Raw genomic sequence first — 25,204 nt, forward strand, 5'->3', positions numbered from 1 at the left:
ACAAAGGCCCCTTAATCGGGGCCTTTGTCGTTTATGCCTGTTGGACGGCATGACCTTTGCTGTAAATCTTCCTACAAGAGTGCCATCAAATTAATGGCGTCAGAAGTAGAGGGATTCACAGTGTCGGCCGTTCTCTCACTGTTACAAAGCCGTTTGTTGCGGCCCGTGTTCGTTACCCTTGGTATCGCCCTTTTGGTGCAAGTGCTGGTGGCAGTCGCCCTGACACGAAGCACGGTCACGGCGCTGGAGGCCGATCTCGGCACTCGTCTGGGCGCTGACAGCCAAAAGCTCTCCGGCGAGCTGGAACAGGCCGGGCGTGAGGTCACCTCAAGCCTCGATAACCTTTCCTCAAGTACCCGGCAGCGTCTGACCGCCGGCCTGTCTTCCCGTCTGAAGGAAGAGCAGGCGCAACTGCGTACGACACTGGAAAAGGACCTCAAGGACTCGGCCAATGACATGGCTCAGTTGCTCGCCTCGGTGGCGCCGCGCGCCATGTGGGACAGCGACGTACCGACCCTGTCCGAATTTGCTCGCCGCGCCCAGCGCAATCCCAACGTGTTGTTCGTGGTTTACGACGATGCCACCGGTCAGCATCTGACGCGTTATCTCAACCGCGAAAATCCGATCAACAAGGCCTTGCTGGAAAAGGGCCAGGGCGAGCGTGCGCTGGACAAGGTGCTGGACGCGGCGAAAAACGATCCGTCGGTCTACTACCTTGAAGCTTCGATCAATCCCAATGGCGTGGAAATCGGCAAAGTGCTGATGGGTGTTTCGACGGCGTCGGTGGAAACCGATCTGGCCGCGCTCGACCAGCGCTTCTCGGCGCTGATCGCCAGCAGTGATCAGCTGGTGGGCGACAGCCTCAAGGGCGCCGCCGCCGACAGCGCGACGGCAATGCAGGCGCGCCTGCAGTCGGCGCAATCCACCGCTGCCGAAATGAAAGCCAATACCACCAGCACCGTGCAGGAAGCCGCCGCGACCTTGCGCTGGCGCATCGGCATGGGCCTGGCGCTGGTCGGCTGCGGCGTGTTGCTGTTGCTGGCAGTGGTGCTGGGGCACCGGGTGGTCAATCGCTTGAAGATGCTCAATGCGGCGATGGACGATCTGGCGGCAGGCGAGGGCGATCTGACCAAGCGCGTGCAGATCAACAGCAAGGACGAGATCGGCGACATGGCCTCGGCGGTCAATCGCTTTGTGGATAAGTTGCAGCCGATCGTGCGCGAGGCGGGCGACGTAGCCCAGCGAACCGGCGTGGAAATCGGCGCCATGACCCTGCGCAATGCCGGTGCCGACGCGGCGGCCGGGATGCAGCGTGATGAAGTGGCGGAAAGCCTGCGCGCGCTGTCGCAAATGGCTGACGAAGCGCAATCGGAAAGCCACGCCATGCAGGCGGCGTTGAAACAGGTGGTGGATATTCGCCAGGCCACCGACGAAAACACTCGGACCTCGGCGAAGGTCGGCAGTCTGATCGAGGCGCTGGCCGGGCAGGTCGACACCGGGGCGAAAGTCATCGAGCGACTGGCGCAGCAGAGTGAACAGATCGAAGTGGTGCTGACGGTGATTCACGGCATAGCCGAGCAGACCAACCTGCTGGCCCTGAATGCGGCGATCGAAGCGGCGCGGGCCGGTGAGACGGGACGCGGTTTTGCCGTGGTCGCGGACGAGGTGCGCGCCTTGGCGAGCAAGACGCAAAGCTCGACCGGTGACATTCAGGCGCACATCGTCGCGTTGCAGCAGGGCGCGCGTGAGGCGGTAGAAGCAATCGGTCAGGCCGGGCGTCAGGCCAGCGAAGGTTTGCTGGTGTTGCGCGACAGCGCACGGTTGCAGCAGTCGGTGCAGGCTTCGGTCGAGCAAGTGCACGCGGCAATCCGTCTGGCGACGCAGGCGGCGGCGCATCAAGCGCAGGGCGCGCAAGCGGTGCGCGGGCGGGTCGAGACGATTCATGCCCAGGCCGAGAAAGCGGCGCAAGCGGTGGTAGAGACCACGGCCAGTGGCAAGGTGCTGGATGGCCTGGCGGCGCAATTGAAGGCGAGTCTGGGACAGTTCAGGGCTTAAATCAAAAGATCGCAGCCTGCGGCAGCTCCTGCAGGAAACGCAAATTTTCCTGTAGGAGCTGCCGCAGGCTGCGATCTTTTAGCGGCTCAGATACATCCGCGTCGTCAGCAGATACACCGGCAGCCCGGAGACCACAATCAACAGCGCCGCATAAGGCGCTGCCGCCGCAAACTCGACATTCGCGGTATGCGCCCACACTTCCGTCGCCAACGTGTTCAGTCCGGTCGGACTCAGCAGCAGCGTCGCCGTAAGTTCCTTCATCGCATCCAGAAACACCAGCGCAAACGCCGCACCCAGTGCCGGGAAGATGATGGGCAAAGTCACCCGGCAAAACGCTGTGAACGACGACGCCCCCAGCGTGCGCGCCGCTTCTTCCAGTTGCGGCGCAGCCTTGTTCAGTGCCGTGCGAATCGGCGCCTGTGCCAATGGCAAAAACAGCAGCGCATAAGCGATCAGCAGCAATGCCGAGGTCTGGTACAGCGCCGGCATGTAATGCAGGGCGAAATACACCAGCGTCAGCGCGATCACCAGGCCTGGCAGCGCATGCAGCAGATACGGCAAGCGCTCCGCCCAGATCGCCAATTGGCCCTTGTAACGCACCACCAGCAGCCCGACCGGCACCGCCAGCAGCAGGCACAGCGCCGCGCCACCCAACGACAAGGCCAGCGAAGACAGCAGGGCTTCGGTGATCGCCGCGACCGGGAAGGCTGCCGAAGAGCCGACCGCCAGCCAGTACGCGAGCATGCCCAACGGGATCCCGCTGCCGACAATCGCCAGCAACAGGCAATACAACTGACCGGCAACCGCCCACGACCCCAACCGTACTTGCTCGGCCTGACGCGCTGCACCCTGGCCCGTGCGTACATGGCGACCCTTGCCGCGCACCCGCAGCTCCAGCCACAACAGCATCAGACACAGTGCGAGCAGCACCGCCGAAAGCATCGCTGCGTTGGCATTGCTGAATTCCAGTTCGAATTGCTGATAGATCGCGGTGGTGAAGGTTTGCAGGCCGATGATCGACAGTGCGCCGAACTCGACCAGCATGTGCAGGGCAATCAGCAGCGAGCCAGCCAGCAGCGACGGCCAGAGCAGCGGCAGGGTGACGCGGAAAAACACGCCCCAGCGATTCTGTCCCAAGGTGCGGGCGGATTCTTCCAGGGACGGATCGAGGTTGCGCAGGGTCGCCGCGACCGGCAGAAAGATCAGCGGATACTTTGACAGGCTCATCACCAGAATCGCCCCGCCGAGGCCTTCAAACTGTGCGCTCAGCGACACCCAGGTGAAGCTGCTGACAAACGCCGGCACCGCAAATGGCAGGCACAGAATCACGCCCCACAGACGTCGGCCCGGCAGATTGCTGCGTTCCAGCAACCACGCCAGCGACAGGCCGATCACGCCACAGGTCAGCGTTACACCAACCATCAACGCCAGTGTGTTGCGCAGCAGACCGAAGACATACGGGCGCCACAACAAGTGCAGCGCCTCAGCCCAGCCGGCTTGCCAGGCTTTCAGGCCGACGTAGGCCAGTGGCAACAGGCTCATGACCACCAGCAATAACACCGGTAGCACCAGCCAGATCGACGGGCGCTTGCGTCGTGGCACGTAACCCCCGCTCGCGGCGGGGGCGGATAACGATGCGGTCATCAGTTCAGGCCAACCTCACGTTCCAGCTCCAGCGCCTCTTCGGCGTTGCCCAGATCGGCCGGGGTCACGTTCGGCGCTTGCAGTTCGCTGAACGGCTTGAGACCGCGATCCGATTCCATACCTTTGTGCAGCGGGTATTCGGCGGTGGTCTGAGTGATCACGCGCTGGCCTTCCTCACTGGCCATGTAGGCAAGGAATTGCTGGGCTTCTTTTGGATGTTTGCTGGATTTCAGCACGGCAGCACTGGACACGGTGATCAGTCCGCCGACGTCGCCGCCGGTGAAGTAATGCAGTTTCGAGTCGAGCTTGCCTTTCTCGCGCTGCAGGGCGAACCAGTAGTAGTTGTTCACCAGCACGGTGGCGACTTCGCCGTTTTCCACGGCTTTGAGGGCGACCATGTTGTTGCTGTAGGTCTTGCCGAAAGCGCGCAGGCCGGTCAGCCATTCTTCGGCGGCGTCGCGACCGTGCATTTTGATAATCGCCACGGCCTGTTCCTGGAAGGCGCCGCTGGTCGGGACAAATCCGACTTTGCCTTGCCACTTTGGATCGGAGAATTCCATCACCGACTTCGGCAGGTCTTTCTCATCGACCAGTTTCGGGTTGTAGGCAACCACGCGAACCCGCGCGGTGACACCGATCCAGGTGCCGTTGCCGGCGACGTATTGCTTGGGCAGCACGGCCAGCGTGGCGTCGTCAGTCTTGGCCAGCAGGCCTTGCTCGCCGAGGTTGTTCAGCGGAGGAGATTCTTCGGTGTAGATCACGTCGGCGGGGGAACGGTCGCCTTCTTCGATGACCTGGCTGGCGAGCTGGTTGCTGCTGCCCTTGCGTACGTTGACGTGAATGCCGGTCTTGGCCTCGAAAGCCTTGGCGATCGCATCGCCGACTTCCTTGTGTTGACCGTTGTAGAGCGTCAGGGAAACCGCATCGGCTGCCTGGGTGAGGGGAGTGGCGAGTGCCAGGCCGAGCAGGGTGAAGGTCAAGCCGCGGCGCAGGGTATTTCGAAACATCATTCGCAGGGTTCCTCACTGTCGCATTGCAAAAACTTGCAACAATGATAAACGATATTGTTTCTCAAGTGCGCCTTGCGGGGCGCCGCCAGGTCTGGTACGGCGCACTCGCTGATAAGGTAGGAGCTGCCGAAGGCTGCGATCTTTTGATCTTGTTTTTAAAGCAAGGTCAAAAGATCGCAGCCTTCGGCAGCTCCTACAGGGGCGGGGCGCAGGTTTTCAAATGCCAGAAACGCAAAAACCCGCTTTCGCGGGTACTCGGGAAACTCAACGTCGTAACCTTGAGTTTGAATTGGTGCCCAGAAGAAGACTCGAACTTCCACGACCGTAAGGTCACCAGCACCTGAAGCTGGCGTGTCTACCAATTTCACCATCTGGGCATTCATCGCGAGCGTTGCCGCTGTTGATGTGGCGCACTATACGGAGCGCTTTTTGATCTGTAAACCCCTGATTTAATTTTAATTAATCGGGTTTAACAAATCCGTTCCTTAGAATGCAAAAAACCCGCTTTCGCGGGTTTTTGTGTGAGTCTCGAAACTGTTCTAGTCTCAAACTCGAAATTGGTGCCCAGGAGAAGACTCGAACTTCCACGACCGTAAGGTCACCAGCACCTGAAGCTGGCGTGTCTACCAATTTCACCACCTGGGCATCTCGTCAACGTGTGTACGTCGTCGATGGCGCGCACTATACGGAGCGCCTTTTTAACTGTAAACCCCTGTCAGCAAAAAAAATGAATTTTTTTACCAGCGGTGTTCAAAAGGGCTTTCAGGCGTCGATACAAGGCTCCAGAAGGGCCTTATATAGTCGGAAATTTCCCGTTTGATGGCGCCTATGCCAAACTAACCCGCATATAGACAAGGTGAAAACTCTCTAATGGCCGATTGGCAGTCCCTCGATCCCGAGGCCGCTCGTGAAGCGGAAAAATATGAAAACCCTATTCCCAGCCGCGAACTGATCCTGGCGCATCTCGCCGATCGGGGTTCGCCAGCTGCCCGCGAGCAACTGGTTGAAGAGTTTGGTCTGACCACAGAAGACCAGATCGAAGCCCTGCGCCGCCGCCTGCGCGCCATGGAGCGCGACGCTCAATTGATCTACACCCGCCGTGGCACCTATGCGCCAGTGGACAAGCTCGACCTGATCCTTGGCCGCATCAGCGGTCACCGTGACGGTTTCGGCTTCCTGGTGCCGGACGACGGCAGCGATGACCTGTTCATGAGCCCGGCGCAGATGCGTCTGGTGTTCGATGGCGACCGTGCGCTGGCCCGTGTTTCCGGTCTCGACCGTCGTGGCCGCCGTGAAGGCGTGATCGTCGAAGTGGTGTCCCGTGCTCACGAAACCATCGTCGGTCGCTACTTCGAAGAGGGCGGTATCGGTTTCGTCGTTGCCGACAACCCGAAGATCCAGCAGGAAGTGCTGGTTACGCCAGGCCGCAACGCCAACGCACAGATCGGTCAGTTCGTCGAGGTGAAAATCACCCACTGGCCGACGCCGCGCTTCCAGCCGCAAGGCGATGTGGTCGAAGTGGTCGGCAACTACATGGCGCCCGGCATGGAAATCGATGTCGCGCTGCGTACCTACGACATTCCGCACGTCTGGCCTGAAGCGGTGCTAAAAGAAGCCGCCAAGCTCAAGCCTGAAGTCGAAGAAAAAGACAAAGAGAAGCGTGTCGACCTGCGCCATCTGCCGTTCGTTACCATCGACGGCGAAGATGCCCGCGACTTCGACGACGCGGTCTACTGCGAAGCCAAGCCGGGCAAGCTGCGCCTGTTCTCCGGCGGCTGGAAGTTGTACGTGGCGATTGCCGACGTCTCCAGCTACGTGAAGATCGGTTCGGCACTGGACAACGAGGCCCAGGTGCGCGGCAACTCGGTGTATTTCCCCGAGCGCGTGGTGCCGATGCTGCCGGAGCAGCTGTCCAACGGCCTGTGCTCGCTGAACCCGCACGTCGATCGTCTGGCCATGGTTTGCGAGATGACCATCTCCAAGTCCGGCGAAATGACCGACTACTGCTTCTATGAAGCGGTGATCCATTCCCACGCCCGTCTGACCTACAACAAGGTCAGCGCGATGCTGGAAACCCCGAAGGCCACCGAAGCGCGCAAGCTTCGCGGCGAATACACCGACGTGGTGCCGCACCTCAAGCAGCTCTATGCGCTGTACAAAGTGTTGTTGGCGGCCCGTCACGTGCGTGGCGCGATCGATTTCGAAACCCAGGAAACCCGGATCATCTTCGGTTCCGAGCGCAAGATTGCCGAAATCCGTCCGACCACCCGCAACGATGCGCACAAGCTGATCGAGGAATGCATGCTGGCGGCCAACGTGGCCACCGCCGAATTCCTCAAGAAGCACGAAATCCCCGCGCTGTACCGTGTCCACGACGGCCCGCCACCGGAGCGTCTGGAAAAACTGCGCGCCTTCCTCGGCGAGCTCGGCCTGTCCCTGCACAAAGGCAAGGATGGCCCGTCGCCAAAGGACTATCAGGCCCTGTTGGCGAGCATCAAGGACCGTCCGGATTTCCATCTGATCCAGACCGTGATGCTGCGCTCCCTGAGCCAGGCGGTGTACAGCGCCCAGAACGAAGGCCACTTCGGCCTGAATTACGAAGCCTATACCCACTTCACCTCGCCGATCCGTCGTTACCCGGACCTGCTCACGCACCGCGCCATCCGCAGCGTGATCCATTCGAAACAGGACACTCCGCACGTTCGTCGTGCCGGGGCGATGACCATTCCGAAGGCGCGCATCTATCCCTACGACGAAGCAGCGCTGGAGCAACTCGGCGAGCAGTGCTCGATGAGCGAGCGCCGTGCCGACGAAGCCACCCGCGACGTGGTGAACTGGCTCAAGTGCGAGTTCATGAAGGATCGCGTGGGCGAATCGTTCCCGGGTGTGATCACCGCCGTGACCGGTTTTGGCCTGTTCGTCGAGCTGACCGATATCTACGTCGAAGGCCTGGTGCACGTTACCGCGCTGCCGGGCGATTACTACCACTTCGATCCTGTGCATCACCGCCTGGCGGGCGAGCGCACCGGTCGCAGCTTCCGTCTTGGCGATACCGTTGAAGTGCGCGTGATGCGCGTCGATCTCGACGAGCGCAAGATCGACTTCGAGATGGCCGAGAAAACCATCAGCGCGCCGATCGGTCGCAAGAAGCGCGGCAGCGAAAGCACTGCTCCGGCAGCGACCAAGGCTGTGGAAGACAAGGCTCCGGCGAAAACCGCCAGCCGTCGTCCAGCCAAAGAGAAGGCTGTCGAGGCCTATCGCCCAAGCGATGCAGTGGCGAAAAATGCCGAGCTGCGCAAGAGCCGTGAATTGAAGAAGGCCTTGCTGGCCGAAGCCAAAAGCGGTGGTAAAGCGGCGTCTGGGGGAAAGACCGGACGGTCGGCGCCTGATAAGGCCGCCGGCGGCAAGCCAGCCAAACCGAGCAAACACCGTAAAGGCCCGCCAAAAGCGGGTTCGGCTCCAGCCAAAAGTGGCGGGTCGCGTAAACCGAAGGCGAAGTCATGAGTCAGTTGGAAAAAATCTACGGCGTTCACGCGGTAGAAGCGTTGTTGCGTCACCACCCGAAACGCGTCAAGCAGATCTGGCTGGCCGAAAGCCGCAACGATCCGCGCGTGCAGACCCTGATCGAACTGGCCAACGAAAATCGTGTGCAGATCGGTCAGGCCGAACGCCGCGAAATGGACGCCTGGGTTGAAGGCGTGCACCAGGGCGTGGTGGCGGACGTCAGTCCGAGCCAGGTCTGGGGCGAGGCGATGCTCGACGAACTGCTCGACCGCACCGAAGGCGCACCTCTGTTGCTGGTGCTCGACGGTGTGACCGACCCGCACAACCTCGGCGCCTGCCTGCGTTCGGCGGATGCTGCCGGCGCGCTGGCGGTGATCGTGCCCAAGGACAAATCGGCAACCCTGACGCCGGTGGTGCGTAAAGTGGCCTGCGGCGCGGCGGAAGTGATTCCGCTGGTGGCGGTGACGAACCTGGCGCGCACTCTGGAAAAGCTCCAGCAGCGCGGTCTGTGGGTTGTCGGCACAGCGGGTGAGGCCGAGGTCAGCATTTATGACCAGGATTTGACCGGCCCGACCATCCTGATCATGGGCGCCGAAGGCAAAGGCATGCGTCGCCTGACTCGCGAGCACTGTGACTATCTGGTGAACTTGCCGATGGCCGGTAGCGTCAGCAGCCTCAACGTGTCCGTGGCCACCGGTGTGTGCCTGTTCGAAGCGCAGCGTCAGCGCGGTGCAAAGGCCAAGGCTGCCGCCAAGCAATAAAGATCTTTGTGTGACCTGTAGGAGCTGTCGAGTGAAGCGAGGCTGCGATCTTTTGATCTTGTTTTGAAAAATCAAAGTCAAAAGATCGCAGCCTTCGGCAGCTCCTACAGGTGTCTCCCGGTGATTGTTCAAATAATCACCAATTGCCTTGCACCTCCGCAGTCCCTTCTCTACAATTGCGCCCCTTGCTGTGACGGCAGGCACGCATGTGCCCCGCGCCAGCAAGTCCATAAGTGTCATTCACTCCTTGTCTGACCGTTTTTGAGCGGCAGGCTACAACCCGTAAGGAGCATTCATGCGTCATTACGAAATCATCTTTCTGGTCCACCCTGACCAGAGCGAGCAAGTCGGCGGCATGGTTGAGCGTTACACCAAGCTGATCGAAGAAGACGGCGGCAAAATCCACCGTCTGGAAGACTGGGGCCGTCGTCAACTGGCCTACGCAATCAACAATGTTCACAAGGCTCACTACGTGATGCTGAACGTTGAGTGCACTGGCAAGGCCCTGGCCGAGCTGGAAGACAACTTCCGCTACAACGATGCAGTGATCCGTAACCTGGTCATCCGTCGCGACGAAGCCGTTACCGGCCAGTCCGAGATGCTCAAGGCTGAAGAAAACCGCAGTGAGCGCCGTGAGCGTCGCGACCGTCCTGAGCACGAAGGCGCTGATAGCGTTGATAGTGATGACAGCGACAACAGCGATAACGCTGACGAGTAATCCACGGACCTTTTAAGGAGCCTATCAAATGGCACGTTTCTTCCGTCGTCGTAAATTCTGCCGCTTCACCGCTGAAGACGTGAAAGAGATCGATTACAAAGATCTCAACACTCTGAAAGCCTACGTATCCGAGACCGGCAAAATCGTTCCAAGCCGCATCACCGGTACCAAAGCTCGTTATCAGCGTCAGCTGGCCACCGCTATCAAGCGCGCCCGCTTCCTGGCCCTGCTGGCCTACACCGACAGCCACGGCCGCTGAGACCGGGCAGTCGACAAGTAGCAAAGGATTGAATGCATGCGTGCCTTAGCTGAGTTCATCATGCGAGGCCGTATGCAGGCCACTCTCGTGGTGGCCGGATGTGCAACATTGCCGTTGTTGTATTGGTTGGGTGCTGCCGCCGGGAGCCTGGTGCTTCTGCGGCGCGGACTGACGGACGCCCTGGGTGTTCTGTCTCTGGGGCTGCTGCCGGCTTTGGTCTGGTGGCTGTATGCCGATGATCCACGGGCACTTCTGGTGCTGCTGGGGTCTTCGGGGCTTGCGTTGGTGTTGCGCGCAAGCGAGTCCTGGGTTCGCACGCTGCTGGTCAGCGTAGTGATGGGAGTGGTGTTTTCAGTGGTGCTCGGGGCAGCGTTTGCGACCCAGATCGAGATGCTCGCGCAGGCCTTGATAAAGGTCATGCCGGCGCTTCTTGGTGAAACCTACAAGCAATTGTCGGTCGATGAGCAAGCGCGCTTCGCGTCCCTGATTGCACCAGTCCTGACCGGACTGATTGCGGCTCTGTTGCAGATCGTCAGCGTGCTGAGCCTGATTGTCGGGCGGCATTGGCAGGCGTTGTTGTACAACCCGGGTGGTTTTGGTCGCGAGTTTCGCGCCATCCGGATCCCGCTGGGGCCGGCGATGTTGCTGCTGGCGTTGATGCTTCTGGGCCCGAATCTCGGTGCACAGATGGCCATGTTGACGCCGTTGTGCAGCGTACCGCTGGTGTTCGCCGGACTCGCCCTGATTCACGGGCTGGTCGGGCAGAAGCGACTGGCCGGTTTCTGGCTGGTGGGGTTGTACGTCACGCTGCTGTTGTTCATGCAGCTGCTCTATCCGTTGCTCGTGGTTCTGGCCATTGTCGACAGCCTGATTGATTTTCGCGGTCGTCACGTGTCGAAAGACACCGATAACGCGAACGGTGAAGGTTAAAAGTTAAGAGGATTTCCACATGCAACTGATCCTTCTGGAAAAAATCGCCAACCTGGGCAACCTGGGCGACAAAGTAAACGTTAAGGCCGGTTACGGCCGTAACTACCTGCTGCCTTTCGGCAAAGCTACCGCTGCGACCGCTGCCAACCTGGCTGCGTTCGAAGAGCGTCGTGCCGAGCTGGAAAAAGCTGCCGCAGACCGTAAAGCATCGGCTGAAAGCCGTGCTGCCCAACTGGCCGAGCTGGAAGTGACCATCACTGCCACCGCTGGCGACGAAGGCAAGCTGTTCGGTTCGATCGGTACTCACGACATCGCTGACGCTCTGACCGCCTCCGGCGTTGAAGTGCAGAAGAGCGAAGTTCGTCTGCCGAACGGCACCATCCGCAACGTGGGTGAATTCGACGTGGCTGTGCACCTGCACGCCGAAGTTGAAGCCACCGTACGCGTTGTCGTGGTAGCAGCTTAAGCAATACTTGTCGGCTGGCACCCTCGGGTGCTTGCCGGTAACATCGGGCACGATCCTGTTTACAGGTCGTGCCCTTTGTCTTTCTGGTACTCCCGTTTTCAAACCTGACTCCAAGTGGCCATGAACGAAATCACCGCTCCCGAGCAATACGATCTGCAAACCGCTGCCCTGAAGGTGCCGCCGCATTCCATCGAGGCCGAACAGGCCGTACTCGGTGGTCTGATGCTGGACAACAACGCCTGGGAACGCGTGCTCGATCAAGTCTCCGATGGCGATTTCTACCGACATGACCACCGTCTGATCTTCCGTGCGATCGCCAAACTGGCCGATCAGAACATGCCGATCGACGTCGTGACCCTTGCCGAGCAATTGGACAAGGAAGGTCAGACGTCTCAGGTCGGCGGCCTCGGTTACCTCGGCGAGCTGGCGAAAAACACGCCGTCCGTCGCCAACATCAAGGCTTATGCGCAGATCGTTCGCCAGCGGGCGACGTTGCGCCAGTTGATCGGCATCAGCACTGAAATTGCCGACGCCGCGTTCAATCCCGAAGGCCGCACTGCCGAAGAGATCCTCGACGAAGCCGAGCGGCAGATCTTCCAGATCGCCGAGGCGCGGCCGAAGACCGGCGGCCCGGTGGGGGTCAACGAACTGTTGACCAAGGCCATCGATCGCATCGACACCCTGTTCAACACTGCCGACGCGATTACCGGTCTTTCCACCGGATATACCGACCTCGACGAGAAGACCAGTGGCCTGCAGCCGTCCGACCTGATCATCGTCGCCGGCCGTCCGTCGATGGGTAAGACCACCTTCGCCATGAACCTGGTGGAAAACGCCGTACTGCGCAGCGACAAGGCGGTGCTGGTGTACTCCCTCGAGATGCCAGGTGAATCGCTGATCATGCGTATGCTCTCGTCCCTCGGTCGTATCGACCAGACCAAGGTGCGTTCCGGTCAGCTCGAAGACGACGATTGGCCGCGCCTGACCTCGGCGGTCAACCTGCTCAATGATCGCAAACTGTTCATCGACGATACCGCCGGCATCAGCCCGTCGGAAATGCGTGCGCGGACCCGGCGCCTGGTGCGCGAGCACGGCGACATCGGCCTGATCATGATCGACTACCTGCAGTTGATGCAGATTCCGGGTTCCAGCGGTGACAACCGGACCAACGAGATTTCCGAGATCTCCCGATCCCTGAAAGCCCTGGCCAAGGAATTCAACTGCCCGGTGGTGGCGCTGTCGCAGCTCAACCGCTCCCTGGAACAACGTCCCAACAAGCGCCCGGTGAACTCCGACTTGCGGGAATCCGGAGCGATCGAGCAGGACGCCGACGTCATCATGTTCGTGTACCGGGACGAGGTGTATCACCCGGAAACCGAGCACAAGGGCATCGCCGAAATCATCATCGGCAAGCAGCGGAACGGCCCGATCGGCTTTATCCGCCTGGCCTTTATCGGTAAGTACACCCGCTTCGAAAACCTCGCGCCGGGCAGTTACAACTTCGACGACGACGAGTAACGTCGAGCACTTGTGGCGAGGGCGCTTGCTCCCGCCGGGATGCGCAGCAACCCCCCAGAATTCGACTGCTGCGCAGCCGATCGGGAGCAAGCTCCCTCGCCACAGGTAAAGCACAATTTCCGACCACAGCCGTCGGAATTGGTCAAAATTTGTGCTATATTCCGCGCCCGCGAAATTCAATGAAAGCCAACACCGGTTATCGACATGCAAGCAGCCAAGCCGTTATTTGACTATCCAAAGTACTGGGCCGAATGTTTCGGGCCAGCGCCATTCCTGCCAATGAGCAGGGAGGAGATGGATCAGCTCGGCTGGGATTCCTGCGACATCATCATCGTCACCGGTGATGCCTACGTCGATCACCCGTCGTTCGGCATGGCGATCATCGGCCGGCTGCTGGAGTCCCAGGGCTTCCGCGTCGGGATCATCGCCCAGCCGAACTGGCAGTCCAAAGACGACTTCATGAAGCTCGGCGAGCCGAACCTGTTCTTCGGCGTCGCGGCCGGCAACATGGACTCGATGATCAACCGATACACCGCGGACAAGAAAATCCGTTCCGACGACGCCTATACCCCCGGTGGCATGGCCGGTAAACGTCCGGATCGCGCGAGCCTGGTCTACAGCCAGCGCTGCAAGGAAGCCTACAAACACGTGCCGATCGTCCTCGGCGGCATCGAAGCTTCCCTGCGCCGCATCGCCCACTACGACTACTGGCAGGATCGCGTGCGCAACTCGATCCTGATCGACGCCAGCGCCGACATTCTGCTGTACGGCAACGCCGAGCGCGCCATCGTCGAAGTGGCCCAGCGTTTGTCCTACGGGCACAAGATCGAAGACATCACCGACGTGCGCGGCACCGCGTTCATCCGTCGTGACACGCCGCAGGGCTGGTACGAAGTCGATTCCACGCGTATCGACCGTCCGGGCAAGGTCGACAAGATCATCAACCCGTACGTCAACACCCAGGACACCCAGGCTTGCGCCATCGAGCAAGAGAAGGGCCCGGTGGATGATCCCGAGGAAGCCAAGGTCGTACAGATCCTGGCCAGCCCGCGCATGACTCGCGACAAGACCGTGATCCGCCTGCCGTCGATGGAAAAGGTGCGTAACGACCCGGTTCTGTACGCCCACGCCAACCGCGTGCTGCACCTGGAAACTAACCCGGGCAACGCCCGCGCGCTGGTGCAGAAACATGGCGAGATCGACGTCTGGTTCAACCCGCCGCCGATTCCGATGACCACTGAAGAAATGGACTACGTGTTTGGCATGCCTTACGCACGGGTTCCGCACCCGGCGTACGGCAAGGAGAAGATTCCGGCCTACGACATGATCCGTTTCTCGGTGAACATCATGCGTGGCTGCTTCGGCGGCTGCACCTTCTGCTCGATCACCGAGCACGAAGGCCGGATCATCCAGAACCGTTCCGAAGAGTCGATCATTCGCGAAATCGAAGAGATCCGCGACAAGGTTCCGGGCTTCACCGGTGTCATCTCCGACCTTGGCGGCCCGACCGCAAACATGTACCGCATCGCCTGCAAGAGCCCGGAAATCGAATCCGCGTGCCGCAAGCCGTCCTGCGTATTCCCGGGCATCTGCCCGAACCTGAACACCGACCACTCGTCGCTGATTCAGCTGTACCGCAGTGCCCGTGCCCTGCCGGGTGTGAAGAAGATCCTGATCGCCTCCGGCCTGCGTTACGACCTCGCGGTTGAATCGCCGGAGTACGTCAAAGAGCTGGTGACCCACCACGTCGGCGGTTACCTGAAGATCGCCCCGGAACACACCGAGGAAGGTCCGCTCAACCAGATGATGAAACCGGGCATTGGCAGCTATGACAAGTTCAAGCGCATGTTCGAGAAGTACACCAAGGAAGCAGGCAAAGAGCAGTACCTGATCCCGTACTTCATCGCCGCGCACCCGGGCACTACCGACGAAGACATGATGAACCTGGCGCTGTGGCTCAAGGGCAACGGTTTCCGTGCCGACCAGGTGCAGGCGTTCTACCCGTCGCCGATGGCCACCGCCACCGCGATGTACCACTCGGGCAAGAACCCGCTGCGCAAGGTCACCTACAAGAGCGACGGCGTGACCATCGTCAAGAGCGAAGAGCAGCGTCGCCTGCACAAGGCGTTCTTGCGCTATCACGACCCGAAAGGCTGGCCGATGCTGCGTGAAGCGCTGATCCGCATGGGCCGTGGTGATCTGATCGGTCCGGGCAAGGATCAGTTGATTCCGCTGCATCAACCGGCTACCGACAGCTACCAGAGCGCCCGTCGCAAGAACTCGACGCCGGCCGGCAGCCACAAGGTCGCGAAAGAGAAGACCACCAAGATTCTCACCCAGCACAACGGCCTGCCGCCGCGTGCCAGCGACGGTGGCAATCCTTGGGACAAGCGTGAACAAGCCAAGGCTGCGGCGTTCGCCCGCAACCAGCAGGCGGCCAAGGAGCGCAAGGAAGCAGCCAAGGGCAAGGGGCCGAAACCGGCTCGCAAGCCAGTCGTTCCGCGCTAAGTCGCTTTTTGTTTCAACAGAACGCCAACCTTCGGGTTGGCGTTTTTTTTTCAAGATCAAAAGATCGCAGCCTTCGGCAGCTCCTACAGAGGTTCGTGCGTTTCCCTGTAGGAGCCGCCGAAGGCTGCGATCTTTTGATCTTCGCCACATTTAGGCGCAACTTCCTCAATCCATTTCCCCGCATCGCCCGATTTTGGTGCTGTACTGCCCTGAGCATTCCGGGAAAGCGCCCAAGCCTCTGCATGGCATAAGTCTTGCGCGCTTTCGAATACGCTTAGGCTCGCAGGAGGCACGCCGTGTCGATTCATGTCGCATTGCATCACGTCACGCATTACCGCTACGACCGCGCTGTCGAACTCGGCCCGCAGATCGTACGCCTGCGTCCGGCCGCCCACAGCCGCACCCGGATTCTCTCGTATGCGCTGAAGGTCTCGCCCGAGCAGCATTTCATCAACTGGCAGCAAGACCCGCAGGGCAACTACCTCGCGCGTCTGGTGTTCCCCGAGAAAACCGACGAGTTGCGCATCGAGGTCGACCTGCTGGCCGAGATGGCGGTGTTCAACCCGTTCGACTTCTTCCTCGAACCCTACGCCGAGAAAATCCCCTTCACTTACGCGGCCGATGAGCGCAAAGAGCTGGCGCCGTACCTCGAAACCTTGCCGCTGACCCCGGCATTCAAAGCCTATCTGGACGGGATCGACCGTACGCCGCTGCCCGCCGTGGATTTCCTGGTGATGCTCAATCAGCGCCTCAGCGAAGACATCCGCTACCTGATCCGCATGGAACCAGGCGTGCAAACCCCGGAACACACCCTCGAACATGCCTCCGGCTCCTGCCGCGACTCGGCGTGGCTGCTGGTGCAACTGCTGCGCAACCTCGGGCTGGCCGCGCGGTTCGTCTCCGGTTATCTGATTCAACTGACCGCCGACGTGAAGAGCCTCGACGGCCCGTCCGGCACCGAAGTGGACTTCACCGACCTGCACGCCTGGTGCGAGGTGTACTTGCCGGGCGCCGGCTGGATCGGTCTGGATGCTACGTCCGGATTGTTCGCCGGCGAAGGGCATATCCCGCTGGCCTGCAGCCCCGATCCATCCTCAGCCGCGCCGATCAGTGGTCTGGTCGAGCCGTGCGAATGCCAGTTCAGCCACGAAATGTCGGTGGAGCGGATCTGGGAAGCGCCACGGGTCACCAAACCCTATACCGATGAGCAGTGGCTGGCGATTCAGGCGCTGGGCCGGCAGATCGATGCCGACTTGCTGGAAGGCGATGTGCGCCTGACCATGGGCGGCGAGCCGACCTTCGTCTCCATCGACGACCCTGATGGCGCCGAGTGGAACACCGCCGCGCTGGGCCCGGACAAGCGCCGCCTCTCCGCCGAACTGTTCCAGCGCATGCGCCAGCACTATGCGCCGAGAGGTCTGGTGCATTTCGGTCAGGGCAAGTGGTACCCGGGCGAGCAATTGCCGCGCTGGTCGCTCAACTGCTATTGGCGCCGCGATGGCGTGCCGATCTGGCACAACAGCGCGCTGATCGCCGATGAGCTGCAGGACTACGGCGCCGATGGCGAACTGGCGGGACGCTTTCTCGCGAGTGTTGCCGAACGCCTGAAACTGCCTGCTCGTTTCGTGTTTCCAGCCTACGAAGACAATTTTTATTACCTCTGGCGTGAGGGCGCATTGCCGAGCAACGTCAGCGCTGAAGACTCGCGTCTTGAAGAACCGCTGGAGCGTGCGCGTCTGCGCAAGGTTTTCGCGCAGGCCCTGGATAAAGTGATCGGCCAGGTGCTGCCGCTGGCCCGCACCGCCAAGGGTGATCAATGGCAGAGCGGGCGCTGGTATCTGCGCGACGAGCATTGCCGGCTGGTGCCGGGGGATTCGCCGCTGGGTTATCGCCTGCCGCTCGGTTCGCAGCCGTGGGTGAAGGCCGCCGAGTATCCGTTCATTCATCCCAACGATCCGAATCAGGACTTTCCCGAGCTGCCGGACACCGCGCAGCTCAACAGTCATGCCGAACCCGCCACGGCCGCCGAACGCGCGCCGAAAATCGACGAGTCCGCCGACTGGCTGACCCGCACCGCCTTCTGCGCCGAGGCCCGCGAAGGGCGTCTGTATCTGTTCATGCCGCCGCTGGAGCGGGTCGAGGACTATCTGGAACTGGTGGCGGCCATCGAAGCCACCGCCGAAGAGCTGCATTGCCCGGTGCTGCTGGAAGGTTACGAGCCGCCGAGTGATCCACGCCTGAGTAACTTCCGCATCACCCCGGATCCGGGCGTGATCGAGGTCAACGTGCAGCCGTACGCGACTTGGGACGAACTGGTCGAACGCACCGAGTTTCTCTATGAACAGGCGCGACAAACCCGCCTGACCACCGAAAAATTCATGATCGACGGGCGCCACACCGGCACCGGCGGCGGCAACCATTTCGTCCTCGGTGGCGCGACCCCGGCAGACTCACCATTCCTGCGCCGCCCGGACCTGCTGCGTAGCCTGATCAGCTACTGGCACAACCATCCGTCACTGTCCTACCTGTTTTCCGGTCTGTTCATCGGCCCGACCTCGCAGGCGCCGCGGGTCGATGAAGCGCGCAACGACGCCTTGTACGAACTGGAAATCGCCTTCGCGCAGATGCCTGAACCGGGCGAAGCGTGCGCGCCGTGGCTGGTGGATCGACTGCTGCGCAATTTGCTGATCGACGTCACCGGCAACACTCACCGCGCCGAGTTCTGCATCGACAAACTGTATTCGCCGGATGGCGCTACCGGGCGTCTGGGCCTGCTGGAGCTGCGCGCCTTCGAAATGCCGCCGCATGCGCGGATGAGCCTGGCTCAGCAGTTGCTGCTGCGGGCGCTGGTTGCGCGATTCTGGCGCGAGCCGTATGCGCCGCCGAAACTGGCGCGCTGGGGCACCGAGCTGCACGACCGCTTCATGCTGCCGCATTTTATCGAGCAGGATTTCGCCGACGTCATCGTCGAACTGAACAACGCCGGTTATCCATTGCGCGCCGAGTGGTTCGCTGCGCATCTGGAGTTCCGTTTTCCCAAGGTCGGCGATTACGCGGTCAGCGGCATCGAGATGGAGCTGCGCCAGGCGCTGGAACCTTGGCATGTGCTGGGCGAGGAGGGTACGGCGGGCGGCACGGTGCGTTATGTCGATTCGTCGCTGGAGCGTTTGCAGATCAAGCTCAGCGGCTTGCCGCCGCAGCGCTATCTGCTGACCTGCAACGGCATTCCGCTGCCGCTGCAACCGACCGGGCGCATCGGTGAGTTCGTCGCCGGTGTGCGCTTTCGGGCCTGGCAACCGGCCAACTGCCTGCAACCGACCATCCCGGTGCACGCGCCGCTGGTGTTCGACCTGCTCGACACCTGGATGCAGCGTTCGCTGGGCGGTTGCCAGTACCACGTGGCGCACCCGGGCGGGCGCAATTACGAGACGTTACCGGTCAATGCCAACGAAGCTGAGAGCCGGCGCATGGCGCGGTTTTTCCGCATCGGACACACGCCGGGGAAACTTCCGATACCGAACCTGACAATCTCCGACGAGTTGCCGATGACGCTCGATTTGCGACGTTTCTAAGTCCTGCACGACATGCGGATTTTTCGTATATCCGCACGTCATGTGCCTGCGTTAGTCTGACCGTTCCCTGCTGTCTGCCGAGCTTTCCATGCCTGACCTGCTAGACCGCTACCCGCTGACCGCGGGCACTTATCACGAACTGCTGAATGACAGCGGGGAAGTGCGCCCGCACTGGCGGCGGCTGTTCGATCAATTGCAGCGCAGTACCCCGGCGCAACTGGTGCAGCGGCAGGCGTTGCTGGCCCGGCAAATTCAGGAAAACGGCGTGACCTACAACGTCTATGCCGATCCCAAGGGCGCTGACCGCCCGTGGGAGCTGGATCTGCTGCCGCACGTGATCGCTGCTGATGAGTGGCAGCAACTGTCGGCGGGGATTGCCCAGCGTGCACGCTTGCTCAATGCGGTACTGGCCGATCTGTATGGGCCACAGCGGCTGATCAGCGAAGGGCTGTTGCCGGCGGAGCTGGTGTTCGGCCACAACAATTTTCTCTGGCCCTGTCAGGGTATCGCGCCACCGGAAGATGCCTTTCTGCATCTGTACGCCGTGGATCTGGCGCGCACGCCGGACGGGCGCTGGTGGGTCACGGCGGATCGTACTCAGGCGCCGTCGGGCGCGGGGTATGCGCTGGAAAATCGCACCATCGTTTCGCGGGCGTTTCCCGAGTTGTACCGCGATCTGAAAGTGCAGCACCTGGCCGGCTTCTTCCGCACCCTGCAGGAAACCCTCGCGCGTCAGGCGCCGTGTGCCGATGACGCGCCGCTGGTGGTGTTGCTGACGCCCGGACGCTTCAACGAAAGTTACTTCGAACACCTTTATCTGGCGCGTCAGCTCGGTTATCCGCTGGTGGAGGGCGGCGACCTCACCGTGCGCGATGCCACGGTGTACCTGAAAACCCTCAGCGGTCTGCGCCGGGTGCACGCGATCATGCGCCGGCTCGACGATGACTTCTGCGATCCGCTGGAGCTGCGCACCGACTCGGCACTCGGTGTGCCCGGCTTGCTGGATGCGGTGCGTCAGGGTCGGGTGCTGGTGGCCAATGCTTTGGGCAGCGGCGTGCTGGAGTCACCGGGATTGCTCGGATTTCTGCCGAAGATCAATCAGTACCTGTTCGGCGAAGAACTGCTGTTGCCGTCCATCGCTACATGGTGGTGCGGCGAGGCGCCGGTGCTTGCGCAAGCGCTGGAAAAACTTCCGGAGCTGCTGATAAAACCGGCGTTCCCCTCACAAAGCTTCGCCCCGGTATTCGGCCGCGATCTAAGCGAACAACAGCGCCAGGCACTCGCCGAGCGGATGCAGGCGCGGCCATACGCCTACGTCGCGCAAGAGTTGGCGCAGCTGTCCCAGGCGCCAATCTGGCAGGCTGAAGACGGCCAACTGCAACCGCGAGCGATCGGCATGCGCGTATACGCGGTGGCCAGTGGTGACGGTTATCGCGTATTGCCCGGTGGGCTGACCCGGGTCGCCGCCGAGGCCGATGCCGAGGTGGTGTCGATGCAGCGCGGCGGGGCGAGCAAGGACACCTGGGTGTTGGGCGATCGTGCGCCGAGTGGCGAACAATGGAAAACCCAGCGCAACGTCGGCGTACACGATCTGGTGCGCCGCGACCCGTACCTGCCCTCGCGGGTGGTGGAGAACCTGTTCTGGTTCGGCCGTTACTGCGAGCGTTGCGACGACAGTGCGCGACTGCTGCGGATCATGCTCGCGCGGTATGTCGATGGCGATGATCCGCAAGCCTTGCAGGCGGCCGTGGAGCTGGGCGAGCGCCTGATGTTGCTGCCTGAGGAGGGTGAGCTGCCGGAGCGGCTGCTGGCGGCGCTGCTCGGCGAGGACTGGTCGTTCAGCCTGCGCTCCAACCTGCAGCGCTTGCAGTGGGCGGCCTCGCAGGTGCGCGGCAAGCTTTCACGGGAAAACTGGCAGGCGTTGGTCGAGTTGCAGCGCGAGGCAATGGAGCTGGATACCGAAGAGCCGGATTTCGGTGAGTTGCTGGATTTCCTCAATCGGCTGGTGATGTCGCTGGCGGCGCTCTCGGGTTTCGCGCTCGACGACATGACTCGCGACGAAGGCTGGCGCTTTCTGATGATCGGCCGGCGCATCGAGCGGTTGCAGTTTCTCAGCAGCAGTCTGGCGGCGTTTCTGCGCGGCGCCGGGGCGTTCGATCAGGCGGGGCTGGAATGGCTGCTGGAACTGGGCAACAGCAGCATCACCTACCGTTCGCGGTATCTGGCGGTGGCGCAGTTGATTCCGGTGCTCGACCTGTTGCTGCTGGATGAGCAGAACCCGCACGCGGTGTTGTTTCAGTTGAAACTGGTGACCCGCACGCTCAAGCGATTGAATGACGATTTCGGCGTGCCTCGCGAGGCCGGATTGCCGCAGTTGGTCGAGCGTCTGGCGCGGTTCGATCTGGGCTGTCTGGAGAACCCGCTGTTCGGGGAAAACAGCGTGCGTGCCGCGCTCGGTGGTCTGGCGGATCTGCTGCAAGAGATTGCCGAGGCCAGCGGTCAGGTGTCCGATCGTCTGGCGCTGCGCCACTTTGCCCATGTCGATGATGTCAGCCAGCGCACGGTGTCCGTCTGATGAGCGCGCACTACCAGATCTTCCACGACACCTGTTACCACTACGACAGCCCGGTTTCGCTGGCACAGCAATTGGCGCACCTGTGGCCGCGTGAGTGCACATGGCAGCGCTGCACCGAGCAGCAATTGCTGATCAGCCCGCAGCCGACGACGCGGCGGGATGAGCTGGATGTGTTCGGCAATCCGCTGACCCGACTGGCCTTCGAGCGTCCGCATGATGAGTTGCAGGTCAACGCCCGGCTCACGGTTGAGGTGCTGGCGCGGCCACTGGCGGATTTCAATCTGTCCCCGGCGTGGGAGCAGACGCGTGATGCGCTGACCTACAGCAGTCAGCCGTTGTCCGCCGAAATGCTGGAGGCTTGTCGCTATCGGTTTCAATCACCCTACGTGCATTTGAAACGCAGCTTCGTCGAGTTTTCCGAAAGCTGTTTTCCTCCAGGCATGCCGTTGTTGCTGGGCGTGCAGGCCTTGATGCAGAAGATTTTCAGCGAATTCACCTTCGATGCCGAGGCCACGCAAGTGGCGACGCCGCTGGTCGAGGTGCTGGAGCGCCGGCGTGGCGTGTGTCAGGACTTCGCGCATCTGATGCTCGCTTGCGTGCGCTCGCGAGGGCTGGCAGCGCGCTACATCAGTGGTTATCTGCTGACCCAGCCGCCACCGGGGCAGCCACGGCTGATCGGCGCCGACGCGTCGCATGCCTGGGTCTCGGTGTTCTGTCCGGTATTGGGCTGGGTGGATTTCGATCCAACCAACAATGTGCAGCCGGCGCTGGAGCACATCACCCTGGCGTGGGGCCGGGATTTTTCCGATGTGTCGCCGTTGCGGGGGGTGATTCTGGGGGGCGGTTCGCATGATCCGGAAGTGCGGGTCACGGTGATGCCATTGGAGTGAAGACAATCGAGTGTGGGGAGCTTTTGTGGCGAGGGGATTTATCCCCGATCGGCTGCGAAGCAGTCGCAAAACAATTTGGGGCCGCTTCGCGACCCATCGGGGCGGTGCGACGTTTCGCTAAATCCCCTCACCACAGATCGCTCCCGCAGGGAGCGAATCAGCAATCAGCTCAGGCGTCAGGTGCCTGGTCTTTCGGTGCATCAACAACTTCATCATCGTTGTCAGTCGCCACTTCACCGTCAGGGTTCAGTGCCGCTTCTTCAGCCTGCTGTTTCTTGCGCTGAAGCTTTTCCTCTTTCTTCTTTTCCTTTTCCAGGTCTCGTTGACGTTTGGCGAAGGAGTAATTGGGTTTGGCCATGGGCGATCCTCTGGGGTCGAAGGTGAGGTTGAGCGGCGCGTATTCTGCCCTGTATCGGTGCCCGGCGGTTAACCGGGTTTTTGGTCGACCCACTTTGGCGTGACGGTCGGCTTCCAGTTATCCAGGGCGTCGAGCAGCGTTTGTGCTGATTCGCTCACCTGCAGCATGTCACGGTGTGGGGCGCGAACGAAGCCTTCGCCGACGATATGGTCAAGAAAAGCGGTGAGTTTGCTGTAAAAACCGTTCACCTCAAGCAGCCCCAGCGGTTTCCCGTGGTAGCCGAGCTGGCCCCAGGTCCAGACTTCGAACAGCTCTTCCAGCGTGCCGAGACCGCCGGGCAACGCGATGAACGCATCGCTCAGCTCGGCCATGCGCGCCTTGCGCGCGTGCATGCCATCGACGACTTCGAGACGGGTCAGGCTTTTGTGACCGATCTCCTTGTCCATCAGGCTTTGCGGAATGATCCCGATCACTTCGCCGCCAGCGGCCAGCGCGGCGTCCGCCACCAGGCCCATCAGGCCCACGGCACCCCCACCGTAAACCAGCGTCAGCTGGCGCTCGGCGAGTGCCTGGCCAAGGGCTTGGGCGGCTTCGGTGTAAGCCGGATCAGTGCCGGCGTTGGCACCGCAAAATACACAAACGGATTTGAGAGACATGCCTTCCTCCTGGGTCAATCCGTCACAGGGTAATGGCTGGCACGTCTTGATCCAAGGGCTAAGCTTCGCGTTCTGGCGATTCAAAGGTACCGCTGGCGCCACAGGCGTAGGCGGCGAGCAAACTGCACAACAGACCGTTAAAGAACATGACAGGCACTCCGTTTCAGTAGATGCGCCGATCATAGGCCCGGCCTTGGATTCTGGCCGGTAGATTGTTTCGATGAGTGTCATAGCCTGAAAGTTGTATACAATTTTTGACTCAAGTCATAGGAACTTGCGAAGATTTCAGGCAGTCTTTCCACCATTAGTGTTTTTGTTAACCCTGCCTTGGAGATTCACCATGTTTTCCAAAGTTGTTGCGGTATCCCTGCTGGCGCTGGCCAGCAGCCAATTGATGGCTGCCGAGTGCAAAACCACCGTTGATTCCACCGACCAGATGTCCTTCAACACCAAGGAAATCGTGATCGACAAGAGCTGCAAGACCTTCACCGTTGAACTGACCCACTCCGGCAGCCTGCCGAAGAACGTCATGGGCCATAACCTGGTGGTCAGCAAAACCGCTGACATGCAGCCGATCGCTACCGACGGCCTGGCCGCTGGCATCGACAAGAACTACCTGAAAGACGGCGACGATCGCGTTATCGCCCACACCAAGATCATCGGCGCCGGCGAGAAAGATACGCTGACCATCGACGTATCGAAGCTGACCGCTGGCACTGACTACGGCTTCTTCTGCTCGTTCCCGGGCCACATCTCGATGATGAAAGGCACCATTGCAGTGAAGTAATTGATTCAGGCGCAAAAAAAGCGTCCCTTGGGACGCTTTTTTCGTTTCTGTAGGAGCTGCCGAAGGCTCGGGCCGCGATCGGACGATCTTTTGATGTTGTTTTTGAGGATCAAAAGATCGCAGCCTCGTTTCACTCGACAGCTCCTACAGGGGCTTTCAACTTACGGGGCGAATGGCATCACGCGCTTGTGGTGGGTCTTGTTGTAAGTCGCGACGATGATGTCGAACGCTTCCTGACGCACCGGCTCGCCGTGCAGGAAGGCGTCGATCTCGGCGTAGGTTACGCCGTGGGACGCTTCGTCCGGTTTGCCCGGCGACAGGTCTTCCAGATCCGCAGTCGGCACTTTTTCCACCAGCGATTCCGGTGCGCCGAAGCTGCGGGCGATCGCCCGGACTTGTTTTTTCACCAGACCGCTGAGCGGGGCCAGGTCGCAGGCACCGTCACCGAACTTGGTGAAGAAGCCCATCACCGCTTCTGCCGCGTGGTCGGTGCCGATCACCAGACCGTGCGCCGCGCCGGCGATGGTGTACTGGGCGACCATGCGCATCCGCGCCTTGGTGTTGCCGAGCACAAAATCCACCGACACCGCATGTTTGCCTTCGAACGCCGCGACTTCCTTGGCCAGTGATTTGACCGCCGGACCGATGTTCACGGTGTGGCGTTCGTCCGGGGCGATGAAATCCACCGACGCTTGCGCATCGTGCTCATCGAACTGGGTTTCGTACGGCAGGCGCACGGCGATGAACTTGTAGGCGTCGTCGCCGGTGCGCTCGCGCAGTTCACGCATGGCGCGCTGGGCCAGCAGGCCGGCGGTCAGCGAGTCGACGCCGCCACTGATGCCCAGCACCAGGGTCTTGAGGCCGGAATTGACCAGGCAATCCTGGATAAAGGTGATGCGCCGGGCGACTTCCGCTTCGAGGGCCTGATGCCCGGCGAATGGCGGTTGCACCTTGAGCTGTTCAGCAATCTCACGCTGTACGGCTTGCATGAAT

The 25,204-nt window shown here is 61.1% G+C and carries 18 protein-coding genes and 2 tRNA genes; 13 read left to right on the forward strand and 7 right to left on the reverse strand.

Features of this window, described 5'->3' with window-relative positions:
* Nucleotides 1-120: 120 nt before the first annotated feature.
* Nucleotides 121-2,055, forward strand: coding sequence for a methyl-accepting chemotaxis protein (locus JN524_RS16280; protein ID WP_202369988.1), 1,935 nt, complete (start codon nt 121-123; stop codon nt 2,053-2,055).
* Nucleotides 2,056-2,133: 78 nt separating this feature from the next.
* Here the strand turns inward: JN524_RS16280 and JN524_RS16285 are convergent, their stop codons facing one another.
* The 4 genes from JN524_RS16285 to JN524_RS16300 all read right to left on the reverse strand — a co-directional run bounded on the left by JN524_RS16285 (nt 2,134) and on the right by JN524_RS16300 (nt 5,354).
* Nucleotides 2,134-3,699 carry an ABC transporter permease gene (locus JN524_RS16285; RefSeq protein ID WP_202369989.1) on the reverse strand — a complete coding sequence of 522 codons (1,566 nt, stop codon included), beginning with the start codon at nt 3,697-3,699 and terminating at the stop codon, nt 2,134-2,136.
* Nucleotides 3,699-4,709 carry an extracellular solute-binding protein gene (locus JN524_RS16290; protein WP_041065682.1) on the reverse strand — a complete coding sequence of 337 codons (1,011 nt, stop codon included), beginning with the start codon at nt 4,707-4,709 and terminating at the stop codon, nt 3,699-3,701. Before JN524_RS16290 ends, JN524_RS16285 begins: the two co-directional genes overlap by 1 nt.
* Nucleotides 4,710-4,999: 290 nt before the next feature.
* Nucleotides 5,000-5,086: transfer RNA gene (locus JN524_RS16295), tRNA-Leu, on the reverse strand.
* Between the two features lie 181 nt (nt 5,087-5,267).
* A tRNA-Leu gene (locus tag JN524_RS16300) sits at nt 5,268-5,354 on the reverse strand.
* 225 nt (nt 5,355-5,579) lie between these two features.
* On the opposite strand from JN524_RS16300, the gene rnr reads away from it, so the two are divergent.
* The 11 genes from rnr to JN524_RS16355 all read left to right on the forward strand — a co-directional run bounded on the left by rnr (nt 5,580) and on the right by JN524_RS16355 (nt 22,410).
* Nucleotides 5,580-8,213: a ribonuclease R gene (rnr, locus tag JN524_RS16305; RefSeq protein ID WP_202369990.1), complete on the forward strand. Its 2,634-nt coding sequence runs from the start codon at nt 5,580-5,582 to the stop codon at nt 8,211-8,213.
* Nucleotides 8,210-8,974 carry a 23S rRNA (guanosine(2251)-2'-O)-methyltransferase RlmB gene (gene rlmB, locus JN524_RS16310; RefSeq protein ID WP_202369991.1) on the forward strand — a complete coding sequence of 255 codons (765 nt, stop codon included), beginning with the start codon at nt 8,210-8,212 and terminating at the stop codon, nt 8,972-8,974. Before rnr ends, rlmB begins: the two co-directional genes overlap by 4 nt.
* Before the next feature lie 295 nt (nt 8,975-9,269).
* On the forward strand, nt 9,270-9,692 hold the full coding sequence (gene rpsF / locus JN524_RS16315; RefSeq protein WP_025111846.1) for a 30S ribosomal protein S6: 423 nt from the start codon (nt 9,270-9,272) through the stop codon (nt 9,690-9,692).
* 28 nt (nt 9,693-9,720) lie between these two features.
* Complete coding sequence (gene rpsR / locus JN524_RS16320) at nt 9,721-9,951, forward strand: 30S ribosomal protein S18 (RefSeq protein ID WP_002551829.1); 231 nt, start codon at nt 9,721-9,723, stop codon at nt 9,949-9,951.
* Nucleotides 9,952-9,987: 36 nt separating this feature from the next.
* Nucleotides 9,988-10,881 carry a hypothetical protein gene (locus JN524_RS16325; RefSeq protein WP_202369992.1) on the forward strand — a complete coding sequence of 298 codons (894 nt, stop codon included), beginning with the start codon at nt 9,988-9,990 and terminating at the stop codon, nt 10,879-10,881.
* 19 nt (nt 10,882-10,900) lie between these two features.
* A complete protein-coding gene (gene rplI / locus JN524_RS16330; RefSeq protein WP_003221136.1) occupies nt 10,901-11,347 on the forward strand; it encodes a 50S ribosomal protein L9 in 447 nt (148 codons plus the stop codon).
* A gap of 120 nt (nt 11,348-11,467) precedes the next feature.
* Nucleotides 11,468-12,865 (forward strand): replicative DNA helicase, encoded by a 1,398-nt coding sequence (gene dnaB, locus JN524_RS16335; protein ID WP_003221138.1) that lies wholly within the window; start codon nt 11,468-11,470, stop codon nt 12,863-12,865.
* A 204-nt stretch (nt 12,866-13,069) separates the two neighbouring features.
* Complete coding sequence (locus JN524_RS16340; protein WP_007967456.1) at nt 13,070-15,373, forward strand: YgiQ family radical SAM protein; 2,304 nt, start codon at nt 13,070-13,072, stop codon at nt 15,371-15,373.
* 296 nt (nt 15,374-15,669) lie between these two features.
* On the forward strand, nt 15,670-18,945 hold the full coding sequence (locus JN524_RS16345; RefSeq protein ID WP_202369993.1) for a transglutaminase family protein: 3,276 nt from the start codon (nt 15,670-15,672) through the stop codon (nt 18,943-18,945).
* An 88-nt stretch (nt 18,946-19,033) separates the two neighbouring features.
* Nucleotides 19,034-21,520, forward strand: coding sequence for a circularly permuted type 2 ATP-grasp protein (locus JN524_RS16350; RefSeq protein WP_202369994.1), 2,487 nt, complete (start codon nt 19,034-19,036; stop codon nt 21,518-21,520).
* Nucleotides 21,520-22,410 carry a transglutaminase family protein gene (locus tag JN524_RS16355; protein WP_202369995.1) on the forward strand — a complete coding sequence of 297 codons (891 nt, stop codon included), beginning with the start codon at nt 21,520-21,522 and terminating at the stop codon, nt 22,408-22,410. Before JN524_RS16350 ends, JN524_RS16355 begins: the two co-directional genes overlap by 1 nt.
* Nucleotides 22,411-22,579: 169 nt before the next feature.
* Here JN524_RS16355 and JN524_RS16360 read toward each other — a convergent pair whose 3' ends face one another.
* The gene (locus tag JN524_RS16360; protein ID WP_097089877.1) at nt 22,580-22,768 is read right to left on the reverse strand and encodes a hypothetical protein; all 189 of its coding nucleotides are present in this window, start codon (nt 22,766-22,768) and stop codon (nt 22,580-22,582) included.
* Between the two features lie 68 nt (nt 22,769-22,836).
* Nucleotides 22,837-23,424 (reverse strand): TIGR00730 family Rossman fold protein, encoded by a 588-nt coding sequence (locus tag JN524_RS16365; RefSeq protein ID WP_202369996.1) that lies wholly within the window; start codon nt 23,422-23,424, stop codon nt 22,837-22,839.
* Nucleotides 23,425-23,764: 340 nt separating this feature from the next.
* On the opposite strand from JN524_RS16365, the gene azu reads away from it, so the two are divergent.
* Nucleotides 23,765-24,211 carry an azurin gene (gene azu, locus JN524_RS16370; protein WP_202369997.1) on the forward strand — a complete coding sequence of 149 codons (447 nt, stop codon included), beginning with the start codon at nt 23,765-23,767 and terminating at the stop codon, nt 24,209-24,211.
* A 161-nt stretch (nt 24,212-24,372) separates the two neighbouring features.
* Here the strand turns inward: azu and nadE are convergent, their stop codons facing one another.
* Entirely contained in the window at nt 24,373-25,200 is an 828-nt protein-coding gene (gene nadE, locus JN524_RS16375) for an ammonia-dependent NAD(+) synthetase (protein ID WP_202369998.1), read from the reverse strand.
* Between the last annotated feature and the right edge of the window lie 4 nt (nt 25,201-25,204).

It is taken from the genome of Pseudomonas sp. MWU318, from assembly GCF_016756945.1.
GTDB classification, from domain to species: Bacteria; Pseudomonadota; Gammaproteobacteria; order Pseudomonadales; family Pseudomonadaceae; genus Aquipseudomonas; species Aquipseudomonas putida_A.